This window comes from Pseudomonas sp. AIG (assembly GCF_977020205.1).
Map to the genome: position 1 here is coordinate 21,145 of NZ_CDROCK010000020.1, position 15,375 is coordinate 36,519.

Annotated in this window: 8 protein-coding genes and 1 pseudogene; 1 reads left to right on the forward strand and 8 read right to left on the reverse strand. The window is 61.9% G+C overall.

What is annotated here, in order from left to right:
• Nucleotides 1–4 precede the first annotated feature (4 nt).
• Together ACWR1S_RS13580 and ACWR1S_RS13585 are read right to left on the reverse strand one after the other, a co-directional pair.
• The gene (locus ACWR1S_RS13580; RefSeq protein ID WP_454563850.1) at nt 5–2,323 is read right to left on the reverse strand and encodes a helicase C-terminal domain-containing protein; all 2,319 of its coding nucleotides are present in this window, start codon (nt 2,321–2,323) and stop codon (nt 5–7) included.
• Complete coding sequence (locus tag ACWR1S_RS13585) at nt 2,320–3,972, reverse strand: VRR-NUC domain-containing protein (RefSeq protein ID WP_454563851.1); 1,653 nt, start codon at nt 3,970–3,972, stop codon at nt 2,320–2,322. The genes ACWR1S_RS13580 and ACWR1S_RS13585 overlap by 4 nt, the downstream gene beginning before the upstream one ends.
• 194 nt (nt 3,973–4,166) lie before the next feature.
• Between ACWR1S_RS13585 and ACWR1S_RS13590 the strand changes: the two genes are divergently transcribed.
• Nucleotides 4,167–4,391, forward strand: coding sequence for a YgdI/YgdR family lipoprotein (locus ACWR1S_RS13590; protein WP_077572987.1), 225 nt, complete (start codon nt 4,167–4,169; stop codon nt 4,389–4,391).
• Between the two features lie 148 nt (nt 4,392–4,539).
• Here ACWR1S_RS13590 and ACWR1S_RS13595 read toward each other — a convergent pair whose 3' ends face one another.
• The 6 genes and pseudogenes from ACWR1S_RS13595 to eprS all read right to left on the reverse strand — a co-directional run bounded on the left by ACWR1S_RS13595 (nt 4,540) and on the right by eprS (nt 15,171).
• A complete protein-coding gene (locus ACWR1S_RS13595; RefSeq protein ID WP_454563852.1) occupies nt 4,540–4,914 on the reverse strand; it encodes a hypothetical protein in 375 nt (124 codons plus the stop codon).
• Nucleotides 4,915–5,153: 239 nt separating this feature from the next.
• Nucleotides 5,154–7,007, reverse strand: coding sequence for a polyurethane esterase (locus ACWR1S_RS13600; RefSeq protein WP_454563853.1), 1,854 nt, complete (start codon nt 7,005–7,007; stop codon nt 5,154–5,156).
• Nucleotides 7,008–7,204: 197 nt separating this feature from the next.
• The gene (locus tag ACWR1S_RS13605) at nt 7,205–8,893 is read right to left on the reverse strand and encodes a polyurethane esterase (RefSeq protein WP_454563854.1); all 1,689 of its coding nucleotides are present in this window, start codon (nt 8,891–8,893) and stop codon (nt 7,205–7,207) included.
• A 77-nt stretch (nt 8,894–8,970) separates the two neighbouring features.
• Nucleotides 8,971–10,911 (reverse strand): autotransporter outer membrane beta-barrel domain-containing protein, encoded by a 1,941-nt coding sequence (locus tag ACWR1S_RS13610; RefSeq protein WP_454563898.1) that lies wholly within the window; start codon nt 10,909–10,911, stop codon nt 8,971–8,973.
• A pseudogene (locus tag ACWR1S_RS13615) lies at nt 10,885–12,047 on the reverse strand (S8 family peptidase); the annotation flags it as partial. The pseudogene ACWR1S_RS13615 and the gene ACWR1S_RS13610, both read right to left, overlap by 27 nt.
• Nucleotides 12,048–12,219: 172 nt before the next feature.
• Nucleotides 12,220–15,171, reverse strand: a complete 2,952-nt coding sequence (eprS, locus tag ACWR1S_RS13620) for an autotransporter serine peptidase EprS (protein WP_454563855.1) — start codon at nt 15,169–15,171, stop codon at nt 12,220–12,222.
• Nucleotides 15,172–15,375 lie beyond the last annotated feature (204 nt).

Genomic DNA, 15,375 nt, shown 5'->3' on the forward strand with positions numbered 1-15,375 from the left:
ACACTCACCAGCCATTGTCATGATCGGAAGTATGCGTCAATCCGGCGAATTGGGAAGCGGCCGGCTCATTTTTGATGGCCCACCAACTCGGCAGCAGTTGTTTGATCCGGCTCTCGGCAAAGCGGTCGTCAATCAGCATCACCACGCCGCGATCCTCGCGGGTCCGGATGACTCGCCCGGCGGCTTGCACTACCTTCTGCACGCCGGGGTACAGGTAGGTGTAGTCATAACCGGCGCCGAAGATCGCCGCCATGCGGTATTTGAGTTGTTCGTTGACCGGATTGAACTGCGCCAGCCCCAGTGTGGCAATAAACGCGCCGATCAGCCGCGCACCGGGTAAATCGATGCCCTCGCCGAATGCGCCGCCCAACACAGCGAAGCCGATACCCTGGCTGTGCGCGGTGAACTGATCGAGAAAGGCCTGTCGCGCGCCTTCGAGCATCCCCCGCGATTGCTGCCAGAGGGTGATGTGCGGATAGCGCTCGGCCATCAACGACGCCACTTGTTGCAGGTAATCGAAGCTGCTGAAAAACGCCAGATAGTTGCCGGGGCGCTCGCTGAACTGCCGCGCGATCAGCTCGACGATCGGCTCCAGCGAAGCCTGACGATGGTTGAAGCGCGTCGAGATGCGGCTGACGATCTGTACCTGCAACTGCTCGGCGCAAAACGGCGACTCGACATCGATCCACACGGTGTCAGCGGGGGTGCCGAGCAAATCGGCGTAATAGTGACGCGGGCTGAGGGTCGCGGAAAACAGCACGCTGCTGCGCGCCGCTTTCAGGCGTGGGCCGATGAACGCGGCCGGCACCACGTTGCGCAGGCACAACTGTGACAGCGGCTTCTTGCGGTCGAGGTCGCGCTTGCTGATGTCGAACAGGTAATGCGCGTCGTACAGCTCCGCGACCCGGGCGAATTGCAGCAGGTCGAAGTAGAAATTCTGCAAGGCACTGTCGAGACCCTGCGGATGATCATTGAGGTAATCGCCGATGGCCGCGCAACATAACGAGATCGCGTGCAGAAGTTTTTCCGGCGCCTTGTCGTAAGCCTGATAGGCCGCCAGTTGCGGCGCATGCAGGGCGTTCCATTCACGGTTGATCCGTTGCAGGGAGTTTTTCAGCGCCGCCGGTGCGGTTTTGCGCACACTGCCCAACGTGAACTGATCAAGACTGGCGCTGTACATCTGCCGGCCCCGCTCGACGAGATTGTGCGCCTCGTCCGCCAGCACCGCGACTTTCCATTGGTTGAGCTGGGCGAGACCGAACAGCATGGCGCTGAAGTCGAAGTAATAGTTGTAGTCGGCGATGACCACATCCACCCAACGGGCCATCTCCTGACTCAGGTAATACGGGCACACCGCGTGCTGCGCGGCGACCTCGCGCATGGCCGCTTGATCGAGCAACTGGAGTCGACTGGCCGCCTCGCGCGCGGCAGGCAGGCGATCATAAAAGCCTTGGGCCAACGGGCAAGATTCGCCGTGGCAGGCTTTGTCCGGGTGTTCGCAGGCCTTGTCGCGGGCGACCATTTCCAGCACCCGCAAGGGCAAGGCTGGCGATTGATCGAACAACACCTGACTGGCATCCAATGCCAGTTTTCGCCCCGGTGTCTTGGCGGTGAGGAAGAACACCTTGTCCAGTTGCTGCGGCGCCAGGGCTTTGAGCATCGGGAACAGCGTGCCGAGGGTTTTGCCGATGCCGGTCGGTGCCTGGGCCATCAGGCAGCGGCCGGTGCTGACGGCCTTGAACACTGACTCGGCCAGATGCCGCTGACCGGGACGAAAATCCGCATGGGGAAATGCCAGTTGTTGCGCGGCCAGATTGCGCGCCTCGCGATGGGCCATTTCCTGTTCGGCCCATTGCAGGAACAGCGTGCATTGCTGCTCGAAAAACGCTTTCAACGCATCAGCGCTGAACGCCTCGACCAGGCAGGTTTCTTTTTCGCTGACGATGTCGAAATACACCAGCGCCAGATTGATCTGTTCAAGCTCGAGTTTGCGGCACATCAACCAGCCGTAGATCTTCGCCTGCGCCCAATGCAACTGGCGGTGGTTGGCCGGTTGCTTGCTCAGGTCGCCACGGTAGGTTTTGACTTCTTCCAGGCAGTTTTGCGCCGGGTCGTAGCCGTCCGCCCTGCCCTTGACCTTCAATTGCAGGAACTCGCCTTCCAGCGCCACTTCGCTTTGATACTTTTCGCTGCGCCGCGAGGCCACGGTGCGGTGGCCGGCGATGCCTTCCAGGGCCGTGGGTGATGGTGTGAAGCGCAGGTCGAGGTCGCCGGTCTTGGCGGTGAACTCGCACAATGCGCGCACGGCAATGCTGTAGCTCAAGCGCTCTGCTCCGCCCATTGCACATAGCACACCGCCACCGGCATCTGGTGTTGATGGCAGAACTCGAGCCAGCGCAGTTGGTTGTCCTGCAAGCGATCGCCGGGGCCTTTCACTTCAATCATCCGATAGGTTTTGTGCTGCGGCCAGAACTGGATCAGGTCAGGCATGCCGGCGCGGTTGGCCTTGATGTCGAGCAACAAACGGTTGAACCAGTGCTTGAGGTGTTCGGCCGGCAAGCAGGCCAGTGCTTGCTCCAGCAACGTCTCATTCAGCGCGCCCCAGAACACGAATGGCGACTGGATACCCCACTTGTCGATGAAGCGCTGGCGAATGGTCGCAGCGTATCGACCGTCGTCAAGCTCGCTCAGACACGCCTGAAACAGCTCTGCGCGACGTTGCTGGAAATCTTCGTTGAGCAGGTCCACCGGGCCGCGCTGGAACGGGTGAAAGAACGCCCCGGGCAACGGCGCGAAAATCGCCGGCCAGCACAACAGGCCGAACAGCGAGTTGATCAGGCTGTTCTCTACGTAATGCACCGGGCCCTCGTCATCGTGCAAATGCGCCTGCACGTAAAACTCCACGGACAACGCAGGATCGCTGCGCGGCAACTGCAGGTCCAGTCGCTCGACCGGTCTGGCGGCTGCACGTTTGAGCGGCGGGCCACCGAGTTTTCGCCGCACCCTTGGCAATATGCGTTGCAGGCCTTGCTGCTCGGCGGCGCTTTCCGGCGCTTGCTCCGCCAGCGTCGCTAGCTCCAGCACCAACGGGTATTCGCCGCGGCGTTCCAGCACACGAATCATGCGCAAACGGGCGCCGGGATAGGTGCAGGCGCGGTAAATACTCAGGGCCAGGGCCAACTCGCCGAGACGTTCGCAATACTGGCCGATCTGGAACAGCACCTTGCCGCGCCGCCGTTGCAGCCACGGGTTGTCGAAGTGCAGCGCACTGACTTGCTCGACGATGGTTTCCAGCGGTTCGCCGGCCTCGAAGCGTAATTGGCAGTCGTGCAGGTACAGGCAGGCGTCGACGTCTTCGCGGCGGCGCAGGCCTCGCGAGTCTGCGCAGAATTCGACTTTTTCATAGGTGAAGATGCCCAGGTCAGCGAGGACGAATTCCGACCAGTCCTGATACAGGTTGCCGAAGAACATCAGACGCAAGCGGTCGCACAGGTCCATGAGGGTCAGGCTGAACAAGCGGTCATCAAGCATTGGCGCCCAGTCGCGCAGGCTGCGCATTTCACTGAACTGTTCGACCAACAGCGGCAGCCAGTCGTCCTTGCGCCCCTTGGGCTGCTCGATGGCGGCGCCGAAGGCTTGCACAAGCTCGGCTTTGAGCAGCACGGCGAATAACTCGGCGAGGGTCAACGGCGCGTGTTCGTCGATCCAGCCATGCGCCAGCAACGGTTGCGCGGCCTCGGCGATGTCACCGATTTCAGCGTAATTGAGTTTGCCGACCCGAAAGTGCACGCCCTTGCGCATCACCATCCGCACCAGCAAACCCTGCGACGTACGTGGCAAGGCCTTGAAGTCGCGGATGAACGCGTGTTCCGTTTCGCTCATCACATCGGTATAGCGAAGCTCAAGCCAATCAAGCACTTGCCGGAAGTTGTTAAGGTAATAGAACGGGTCGTCGAGGGGATTGGCAGTCACGGGAATTCAGGGCCATGGCGAGCGAGTACTGGTTATGCGTACAGATACCAGCTGTGCCCTGCCCGGTGCAAACGGAAAATGATCAATGGCATTTTTTCGCCGGGTTATCGAACTTTTCCTCCGGGGATGGCACCAACCGCGTTAGAGGGCCGACAATGCTCGGCATCACATCGAATGAGGATTTAGAGGTGGGTATGAAAATCAAGTCACTGGGCATCCCTTTCGCCGTCGTTGCCGCGCTGGCACTGGCCGGTTGCTCGACCCCGACGGTGGTCACCCTGCAGAACGGCACCCAGTATCTGACCAAGGACATGCCGAAGACCAAAACCAAGGACGGCTTCTATGAATTCGAAGATATTTCCGGGGCCAAGGTGAAGGTCCGTGCCGATGAAGTGGCGACCGTTCGCGAAGAAGACTAGGTTTCGCTCGTGTCGATCGTTCCCACGCGCAGCAAAGGAATGCAGCCCGTGACGCTCTGCGTCCCATCCAGAGCCGAACGCGGAGCGTCCGTTGAGGCATTCCCACGCAGAGCGTGGGAACGATCAGCGAGGGAACGATCATTACGTGTTATTCGAAGGTCGGCATGCCCGGGAGGCTGCCATCGCACGGCATGTACGTGCCACCCCGCTTGACCACTTCACCCTGCAAGCGTCGGCAACGTTCCAGATCCTGCTGCGCCATGCGGTCAATGCTCAGATTGCCGGTGGTTTGCGGCTGCTTGCCGTCGCCCAGGCGCAGGGTCACGAACGGTTGTTCGGGCTGAATCTGAAAGCGGCTTTTCTCTTCAACCGGCTCGACCGCCTCGGTTTTCGGCGGGCTCGGCAGTTGGTCGGTGGTGATGCCGTAACGGCTCAGAATCGAACTTTGAGGCAGATCGGCGCAGACATTGGCCGAACCCAGCGCCAGTGCAACAAACCCGATATACCCCTTGAAACCTTTCACGTTTGAATCTCCTGTACTCGATGGCGGCTAGCTATAGAACGTGTGCGCACGTGCTGGCTTTAGGCCGCATTTCCTGTTTTGCAGGGGTTTGAGTCAGGGAATGGTTGTCGAGTCACTTTTAAACCGCATTATCGTTCTTCGCGAGCAGGCTCGCTCCCACACCGGATCTGTGTCGTTTACAAATCCCCTGTGGGAGCGAGCTTGCTCGCGAAAGGGCCCTTACCGGCGCCCCATCAACATCAGGCAATCACAACACCGTCAGCACTCAAGCTGTTCAGCGACACCCCAACCAACGTCACCGAATCGTTGCCAAACGTCAGCACCGTGTCCTGCCCGACAGTCGCAGCATGAGCCCGGAAATCCTCCGCCGGCAAAACACCCTGCACCCCGAGAAACACCAGTTTGTCGTTGGCGGTAAACCCCACCACCCGATCCTGCCCAAACGCACCGTTAAACAGGAACGTATCCGCCCCGCCTCCCGATTCCATCAGGTCATTACCGGCACCACCAACAAACACGTCGTTGCCCGCGCCACCGATCAGGCGATCGTTGCCGTCCAGCCCGAACAACCAGTCGCCGCCGGCATGCGCCTTCAGCGTGTCGGCGCCGCTGGTGCCTTTGACGCTGGACTCATACGCGGTGACGTTGTTGCCGACTTTCAAGCCGCTGGCCGTGACGCTGTGGGTCACATCGTCCTTGAACAGGCCCCAGAGAAAGCCCGGTTCCTTGGTGACAATGCTGCCGATGTCGCGGGTGATGCTGATCCCGCCGTTGGCGTCGCGCACATAGAGATTGCCGGCGCCGTCATTGGCGAAGTCGAAGTTCTTCACCGCGCTTTGCAGGTCGAGGGTGTTGCTGCCCTGCCCGCCAAGGATGACGTTGTAGCCGCCGCTGTCGCGGAAGGTGTCGTTGCCGGCGCGGCCTTCCAGATAATCGTTGCCGCTGCCGCCCTGAATCAGGTCGTTGCCGTCGCTGCCGATGATGAACGTGCTGCCCTTGTGGGTTTCGGCGTTGCGGTTGAGGTCCTGCACCCAGGTGTTGGCCCGCGCCGGGTCCGAGAGGTTGGCGACGATGATCGTCGAGTCGCGGCTGGTCAGGTCATAGAATTTAGAGTCGATCACCCGGTTCATGCCGTCGCCGTAAGCGGTCGGCAAGTGCGAGATCCAGGTGGGAATGTTGAGGATCGAGTACGGCAGCAGATTCCACGCCGTCGAGGCGTAGTGATCGTTGAAGCTGACGATGTTGTCGGTGGCCGAGGCCTTGGGCGCGTCGTGCACGCCGATCGAGGCACCCGTGAAGGTCGAGCCGTCGAGGGCACGGAACACCGGGTCGTTTTCGTAGCCGACGTTGAGCACTTTGTCGGTGCTGCTTTGCGTTGGCGAGGCGTAGGCAATGTAGTTGGAATCGGCGAAGAAACCGCCCCACTTGCCGCCGCTCAAGTCGGCCATGCTGTTGACCGCCAGGCCGCCAAGGCTGTGGCCGCTGACCAGTACGTCCTTGCCGCTGAGGCCGTTGGCCTTGGCAAACGCCACCACATCATTGAGCAGATTGCCGAAGGCTTCGCCGACGTAGTTCTTGGCGTAATCCTTGGGGCCGAAGGCGGCGAGCAGGTCGTTGATCACGTCGCCGATGGAGTCGAGGATCAGGTTTTCCCGCGGGCCGCTGGTGCCGCGAAAGGCTATGCCGAGTTCGGTGAGATGGCCCTGAGCGTCGTACTTGCCGAGGATTTCCACTTGGGCGGTGGTGTAACCGGCCTTCTCGCCGAAGAAGGTTCCCCGCGCATCGGTCTTGCCGTCGTAGCCCAGTTGCGAGGCAGTGATCGGCGTCCATCCGGCCTTTTTCACGGCGTCGAGGGCGAGTTTTTCCGAATCGGGGTTCCACGGAATACCGGGAATCACCCCTTGTGAACCGGTGCCGCCGAGCAGCGCCGTGACCAGCGTGGCGGGCAGGCCGAGGCCGAAACCGTTGTGCTGATAACCGGCCGCAAAGCCGTTATCGAGGTTGTGATAGGAATACAGCGTGATCGCCATGGCATCGCTGAACAATGCCTTGGAATCGGCTGTGCCGAAGTTCTTGTAGTCATACACACCCATTGCTATTGCCTCTCTCTTGTTGGAATTGTTAGAGATAGCTCACAGCCAGGGCGCCCCACGGGGACGCCCCGGAGCATTTCAGTACTACTTACTGCTGTTTACTGTGGGAGCGAGCTTGCTCGCGAAAGCGGTGCGTCAGGTACGAGTACTTCAACTGACACTACGCATTCGCGAGCAAGCTCGCTCCCACATTGGATCTACGCGAACATGAAACTGGAGTCCGACAGGTTAGCCACTCCCACCCCGACCAGGGTCACGGCGTAGTCGCCAATCTTCAGCACGGTATCGCTGCCGGTCTGCGACGCGTGCTGCTTGTAGTCATAGCCCTGCCCCGCACCTTCAACGCCCATGAACACCAGTTTGTCGCTGCCCTGATAACCGTTGATGGCGTCGAAGCCGAACGCGCCGCTGAACAGGAAGGTGTTGTTGCCACCCACCGCCGTCATCACGTCGTTGCCCGCACCACCGACAAAGGTCACATGGCCCTTGTCGCTGATCAGTTGGTCATCGCCACCGAGGCCGAACAGCCAGTCACCGTCGGCCGTGGCGTGCAGCGCATTGCCGTAGCCATCGCCGCTCAGCGAGTGGTTGTACTGGGTCAGCTCGCTGCCATTGGTCAGGCCTTTGGCGGTGACGCCCCAAGTGATCTCCTTGCTGCCCCACCACGAACCCGACTCCTTGCTCACCAGCGCGCCGATGTCGCGGGTCATGCTGATGCCGCCGTAGGCGTCGCGCACGTACAGCGTGCCGTCACCGTCGTTGGCGAAGCTGAAGTTCTGCAACGGTTTCTGCAGTTCGAAAGTGTTGTGGCCCTGGCCGCCGAGCAGGATGTTGTAGCCACCGTCATCACGGAAACGGTCATTGCCGCCCAGGCCTTCGAGGAAGTCGTTGCCCGCGCCGCCCTTGAGCCAGTCGTTGCTCTGCGTGCCGATGATGAAAGTGCTGCCAGTGTGCGGTTCGCCGCTGCGGCCAAGATCTTCAACCCAGGTCTTGCCGCGAGACGCTTCTTCCAGATTGGAGACAATGATCGTCGAGTCTTTATGCGTCAGGTTGTAGAACGTCGAATCGATCACCCGATTCAAGCCATCGGCATAGCCCAGCGAACTGTGGGCCGACCAGTTCAGCGGATTGATGATGCTGAACGGCACCAGGTTCTGCGCGGTGGACGCGTAGTTGTCGTTGAAGTTGACGATGTTGTCGGTGGTCGAATCGTGCGGCTTGTCGTGCTTGCCCATCGAGGCCGTGCTGAACGTGGTGCCGTCGAGTACGCGAAACACCGGGTCGTTCTCAAAGCCGATGTTCAGCACGTTATTGCCAGTGCTGCTCTGGGTTGGCGAGGCGAAGGTGATGTAGTTGGCGTCCTTGAAGAAGCCGCCCCAGTTGCTCGCGCTCAATTCGGCGACGCTGTTGACGCCGAGCCCGCCGAGGCTGTGACCGCTGAGCAGCACGTCCTTGGCGGCAATGCCGTTGGCAATCGCGAACGCCGCGACAGCCTTGAGCAGATTGTCGAAGGCGTTTTTCGCGTAGTTGCTCGCGTAATCCGACGGCCCGATGGCGGCCAGCAAGTTGTTTTTCAGGTCGCCGAACGTATCGCTGTAACCCAACCCGCCGGTGCCGCGAAAGGCCACGCCGATGCCGATCAGTTTGCCGGCAGCGTCGTATTTGCCGAGCACTTCGGCTTCGGCACTGGTGAAGCCGTCCTTCTCGCCGAAGATCGTGCCCTGCGGCCCGACCTTGCCCTGATAACCCAGTGCCGTCGCTGTGAGCGGCGCCCAAGCGGTGGCCGGTAACGGTTTGCCGGTCGGCGTGTAGGCATACAGCGTCAGTGCGATGGCGTCGCTGTACAACGCTTTGCCATCGGCATTTTTATAATCGAACAGTCCCATGTTGTGCTCTCTCTTCCTTCAAATGACTGGCAGCTCCTTGCAGAGCTGCCAGCACGCCTTAGAACTGCCAGTACTCTTTAGAACTGCCAATCCAGGGTCAGACCCACACCGTGGTCTTTCTCGTTGTCACCGATCAGTCCGTTGTAATCGAGGTTCACCCGCACATCGCGGTTGAGCGCCAGACCCGCACGCACACCGACCACCGCGGCATCACGATCCATCGACACGCTCTGCACGGTGAACGCGCTGTTGCCGTTGGCGAACGCCAGATGGCTGTCAGCGTCGACACTGCTCAGGTTGTGCTGCCAGCCGAGGCTCGCACCCAGCTCCAGTTGATGCTGGTCCGACAGGGCGAAGCTGCGCTTGGCGCGCACGCCGAGGGTCGACAGCACCACATCGCGGTTGTCCTCGCCGCCCTTCAGCGCTGCCGCGTCACCTTTTTCGGTGAAGCTTTCAGTGTTGAGGTGCACGTAGGACAGATTGGCGAACGGCTCCAGATTCATCGGTTGCAGGCCTAGATCATAAGCGGCCTCGGTGAATACTTGAGTGGTTGCGGCATCGTGTTTGGTCTTTTGTTTACCGCTCACGTCCCCGAACTGCAGGTCACGTTTGACGTCGACACGGTGCCAACTGTAGGCGCCGCCGACGGTCAGACGCAGCGCATCGATCTGATGCCCCAGGTATGCACCCAAGTGGTAGCTGTCGACCGACGCCGACGAGTGCGTGCCGCTGCCCATGCTCAACGAGCTGTCGCTATAACCGGTAACGAAACCGAGACGGGTATCTTCAGCGATCAGGCCGTCAACACCGGCCAGCAGGCCACCGATGGAGCTGTTGGAGTCAGCATTGTCATGCCCGCCATCGCTCTTGCCCCACGAACCCAACACCTTGACCCAGGCATTGCTGCGGTCGTCGGTCGGTGCGCCGGCATTGAACAGATCACGTTCGCGCAGACGCTCGCCCACCGCTTCGCGCAGGTAACGGCTGTCGTTGATCAGCATCGTGCCGATGGCCGGGTGAATCTCGCCGGACAGTTGCTGGAAGGCTTGCTGCGCCGACGCCGCATTCGGCGACAGCAACAGGGTTTCGAACAACGCATTGCCGGCGCCCAGCCGTTCAGCCGCCGCACCGACAGCGCGTTGGTTCGGCGTCAGGCCGACACTGGCGAACGAGGCATCGTTACGCCCGACGGCCAACTGGATGCCATCCGCCGAGTACGCCAGCGTGCCGCCGAGGAAGGCGTAATCCGGCAACACCTGACCGAAGCGCCCTTCAATGCCGCCCGCCGCTTGCAGGATGTTGTAGCGCGTGCCGAGCAGGCTTTGCACTTCATTGGTGGTCAGCAGCGTCGGGCTGTTTTCCAGCGACATGCTTACCGTGGCGCCTTCGATGACCGCTTTGCCAGTGGCGATGATCTGGTCGCTGCTGGTCGGCGACAGCTCTACGGCGTAGGTCGAACCCGGTGCAAACGTCACGTCACCGGCCACGTTCAGGGTGCCGATGGAGTTACCCGGCGCGACCGTACCGCCGCTGTTCACCGACAGCGCGCCGATGTGGCCGTTGCCGCCGAGGATACCGCCGTCATTCACCGTCACCGCCGACTGCAGCGAACCGTTGATGGCCAGGCGGCCCTGATTGACCAGGGTCGGGCCGCTGTAAGTGTTGTTGCCGGTCAGCACCAGCGTGCCGATACCTTGCTTGGTCAAACCGCCGTGACCGGAAATGTCGTTGCGCCAGGTGTCGAGGCCGCAAGTGATGTCGGTGCACACGCGTTCGGTCGGCTTGCCCTGATCGATGATCGCGCCGATGCCCGGCAGATCCGCGACAAACTGGCCGGAGCCGTAAGCGCCGTCAATGCGGAATTCCGCCGGAATGTCCTGCTCGGTGACGAACATCGACGGACCGTCGATGCCTTTGCGCAGGTTGATCATGCCCCAGCCGTACAAGGCGTCGATGCCCGGCGCGCCGAGGTCGGTGGCGGTAGTACGCAAGACCGTCGCGACTTGATCACCGCTCATGTACGGGAAGCGCTCCATCAGCACCGCCATGGAACCGGCGACGTGCGGCGCGGCCATCGAGGTGCCGTTGTAGTTTTGTAGCCGGTGGTCAGGTTGTCGGCGTTGGTGCCTTCGATGATCGAGCTGAAGATTTTCGTGCCCGGCGCCGAGACGCAGAAACTCGCGGTGTAGCCGCAGCGCGAAGAGAACGTACTCATGATGTACGGGTTGGCGCTGGCCAGATCCGGGTTCTTCTGCAACGCGGCGACGGTGATCCAGTTCGGCGCGATGTCCGGGACGAAATAGCCGAGGCCGGCGATGGCATCCGGGTTGTTGAGGTTGTAGTCGTTGCCAGCGGCGAAGATTGTCACGATGCCGCTGCGCGCGGCGGCAATTGCGCCGTCGTAGGCACCACCGGGTTTAGTGCCGAGCAGCGTGCGGATCTCGTTGAACTGCAACTGTGCGTCATTGACGGTGAAATGCGGATAGGCCGGATCGCGGCCGCCGAGGTCGAAACGGTCGGTGATGCCGATGCCCCAACTGTTGTTGATGATCCGCGCGCCGCTGGCGATCAGTGCGTCCCAGCCGGCCTTGTACACCGCGCCGTCGTTGCCGCGAACGATGCCGTCTTCCGGTCCCGGGTCGCCGTTGTCGGCGCTGATGATCTGCGCACCGAACGCCACGCCGTGCATCGGCCCGCCGTCACGACTGCCGGCGGCGATACCGCCGACGTGGGTGCCGTGGGCGCCGAGTTTGCCGTCGGAACCAACCGAGGGCGAACCGTCATAGCGGAACGCATCGCCGGCTTTGACCGGGATGTACGGGTCGGTGTATTCGCGGATCCCGCTGGTGACCAGGGCGACGACTTTATTGCTGCCGGAAAACTCCGGGTGCGCGGCGTACACCGGCTGGTCAAAGATCCCCAGTTTCACGCCTTTGCCGGTATAGCCGGCGGCGTAGGCGTGATCGGCACCGATCGCGCCCAGGCCCCAATCGGCCTGGAACTCGGCACTGCGCCAACTCGATGGATCGCCCGTGCGACCGCTCTCCACATAGGGCGCCGCATGAGCTGTGCCGATGGCACAGAGCACGGCGAGCGTGAGGGTTTTCAGGGCAAAGCGGCCTCCCGTTTGCGCGGGGGTATTGTTGTTATTCATCCAGCGACCTTCCTTAGTGATGTTGCGAAAAATCCTGATCGTTGCCACACAGAGCAATGATCGTTCCCACGCTCTGCGTGGGAATGCAGCCCGTGACGCTCCGCGTCACTGGACGCAGAGCGTCCCTAGAGGCGTTCCCACGCAGAGCGTGGGAACGATCGGAGCGCGGCGGTTAAAACTGCCAGTTCAGGCTCAAGCCAACGCCATGAAGCTTTTCGCGATTGGCCAGTTGTCCGTTGTAATCAAGGTTCACCCGTACGTCCTTGCTCAACGCCAGGCTGGCCTGCACGCCAACCAGCGCGGCATCGCGCACCAGCGCCGAACTCTCCACCGCGTACGGCGTGCCGCCGCTGACAAAGCGCAGATGCTGCTCGGAATCGATGTCGCTGAGGCTGTGCTGCCAGCCGACATGAGCGCTCACGTCCAGCGATTGTTGCGTCGAAAGGTTGAAGGTCTTGATCGCCCGCACGCCGAGGGTGCTCAGCACGGCGTCACGTTGATCGCCCGAGCTTTTCAGCGCGGCCGCGTCGCCCTTCTCGGTCAAACCTTCGGTGTCCAGATGCACGTAGGCCAGGTTGGCGAATGGCTCCAGCGCCAGCGGTTGCAGGTGCACGCGGTAAGCCGCCTCGCCGAACACTTGCGTGGTCGCCGCGTCGACCTTGGCTTTCTGCTTGCCGCTGACCTCGCCGTATTGCAGGTCGCGTTTCACATCGGCGCGATGCCAGCTGTAGGCCGCGCCGGTGCTCAAACGCCAGGCGCCGATTTCACGACCGGCGTATGCGCCGAGGTGATAGCTGTCGACCTTGGCCGAGGAATGCGTGCCCGAGCCCATGCTCAACGAACTGTCGCTGTAACCGGTGACCAGACCGATGCGGGTCTGCTCGTCGAGCGCACCGTCGACACCGGCCAGCAGGCCGCCAATCGAAGTGTTGTAGCCCGCCGTGTCGTGGCTTGAGTCGGTCGTGCCCCACGCGCCGAGCGCCTTGACCCAGCCGTTGCTTTGCGCCGCGTTGGTCTCGTGCAAGCGCTCGCCCACCGCGTCGCGCAACTGGCGGCTGTCATTGATCAACATCGAACTCAACGCCGGGTAAATCTCGCCGCTCAACTGCTGGAACGCTTGTTGCGCCGAAGCGGCTGTTGGCGAGAGCAACAGGCTTTCATACACCGCATTGCCGGCGCCCAGACCTTCGACCGCAGCCGCCACCGAGCGCTGATTCGGCGTTTGGCCGACGCTGCCGAACGTTGTCGCATTACGCTCGACATTGAGTTGGATACCGTTGCCGGCGTAGTCGAGGCTGCCGCCGATAAACACATAATTCGGCAGCACCGCACCGAACTGGCCCCGAATGCCACCGGCCGCTTGCAGGATGTCGAACTGGCGCCCGAGCAAGCTCTGCACCTCGGTAGTGCTGAGCAGCGTCGGGCTGTTTTCCAACGACAGGCTGACGGTGGCGCCGCTGATATTGGCGGTGCCGCCGGCAACGATACGGTCGCTGCTGGTCGGCGACAGTTCAACGGCGTAGGTCGAGCCCGGGGCGAAGGTCACATCACCGGCCACGTTCAAGGTGCCGATGGAATTGCCCGGCGCCACGCGGCCGCCGCTGTTGGCAGTCAACGCGCCGATCCGCCCGGAACCACCGAGGGTGCCGCTGTCGTTCACCGTGACAGCGGAAGTCAGCGAACCGTTGACCGTGAGCAAGCCGCCATTGACCGTGGTCGCACCGCGATAGGTGTTGTCGCCGGTGAGGATCAACTGGCCGCCGCCGGACTTGATCAGGCTGCCTTGGTACAGCCGATTCGCCGCCGCTGCATCGCGAGCGGTGCCGATGGCGTAGTCAGTCTGATCCTGTTGGCTCGCGCCGGCTGCAATGCCGTTCTGCCAGCCCTTGTCCTGCAGGGTTTGCTGCCAGGCGCTGTGTTCCGCGAGGTCTTCGGCCTGACGCTGAATCAGCGCCTTGTCGGAGATGTCATTGCTCCAGACATCGCGCTGCCCGGCCGCCAGACTGGCGTCAAACGCACCGAGCAATTGCCCCGGCCCGCGCATCGCTCGATTCAGATTGGCCACGCCCCAACCGACCCGCTCGGTCGGTGCCTCGGTGACGGAGCCGTCCAGTTGCGTCGCGGTGGTCAGCAGCACTTCGAGGGCCTGCTGATTGTTCATGTACTGGTAGCGTTCCATCACCAGCGCCAGTGCGCCGGTTGCATGCGGCGCCGACATCGAGGTGCCGGACTTGATCGCGTAACCGCCGCCGGGAATGGTGCTGTCGATCTTCGCCCCCGGCGTGGTGATGCACCAGTATTTGGCGAGGCCGCACTGGTTGTACTTCTGCTGATTGCTCTGATCGAGGCCCGATACCGCCAGCCAGTGTCCTTCCAGATCCGGCTGAAAATAGGGCAGCGCGGAACGCACGCTGGCATTCGGATAGCCGCTGTTGCCGGCGCTGAACACGTTGATCACACCGCGCCGGGACACATCCGCTGCCGCATCGAGCCAGGTGCCCTTGTTCCAGTGCTGGGCGTAAGCAGCGTGCAGATCGGCCAGGGTGCGGTAGCTGACATCCGGCGGCTGACTGCCCCAGCTGTTGTTGATCGCACGCACACCGGCGTCGGCGAGCGCGTCGTAAACCGCTTTGAAATAGCGCGGATCGGGGTTGGGGCCAAACAGGAAGCTGTCGTTCTTGTTGGTGTTGCCGACAAAGATCTGCGCGTTGTACGCCACGCCGTGCATGCCGCTGCCATCGCGCGAGGCGCCCATGGTGCCAACGACATGGGTGCCGTGAGAGTCGTTATTGGGATTGAGGGTGCCATTGACGTTGAACAATGAGCCGTCGATGTAGCTGCCGCTGGCCGTGACCGGGTGATACCGATCGCCGGCGAATTCCGGGTGGGCGGCATCGAAACCGGAGTCGAGGGCGCCGATTTTCACGCCTTGGCCGGTGATGCCGGCGGCGTACGCCTGCTCGGCCTGCATGCGGCTCAGTCCCCAGTCGCGGAGGAATTCGGCGCTGCGCCAACTGGCGGGATCGCCGGGTTGGCCGGTTTCGAGGTATTGGGCCTGAGCCTGGGTTGCAGAAATCACAAGCAGCAGGGTGCCGACCGAAATCGGCTTGATGCGTACGTCCATGTTCACCACTCACTTTTATTGTTTTATGCAGGTTCTTTTGCGGTGTTGCCTGTTCCCCTCACCCCAGCCCTCTCCCCCAGGAGAGGGAGCTGACCGAGGTGTCTTGCGTCATGCATCGACCTGGAAAACCGGGTCGATTGTGGATTCGGTAAAGCATTGCCCCTCACCCCAGCCCTCTCCCTGAGGGAGAGGGGGCTGACCGAG

Bases quoted from the DNA above. Each gene is read 5' to 3' on its own strand.
- ACWR1S_RS13590 (WP_077572987.1), top strand. From the start codon at position 4,167: ATGAAAATCAAGTCACTGGGCATCCCTTTCGCCGTCGTTGCCGCGCTG.
- ACWR1S_RS13600 (WP_454563853.1), bottom strand. From the start codon at position 7,007: ATGGGTGTGTATGACTACAAGAACTTCGGCACAGCCGATTCCAAGGCA.
- ACWR1S_RS13605 (WP_454563854.1), bottom strand. From the start codon at position 8,893: ATGGGACTGTTCGATTATAAAAATGCCGATGGCAAAGCGTTGTACAGC.
- ACWR1S_RS13610 (WP_454563898.1), bottom strand. From the start codon at position 10,911: ATGAGCGGTGATCAAGTCGCGACGGTCTTGCGTACTACCGCCACCGAC.
- eprS (WP_454563855.1), bottom strand. From the start codon at position 15,171: ATGGACGTACGCATCAAGCCGATTTCGGTCGGCACCCTGCTGCTTGTG.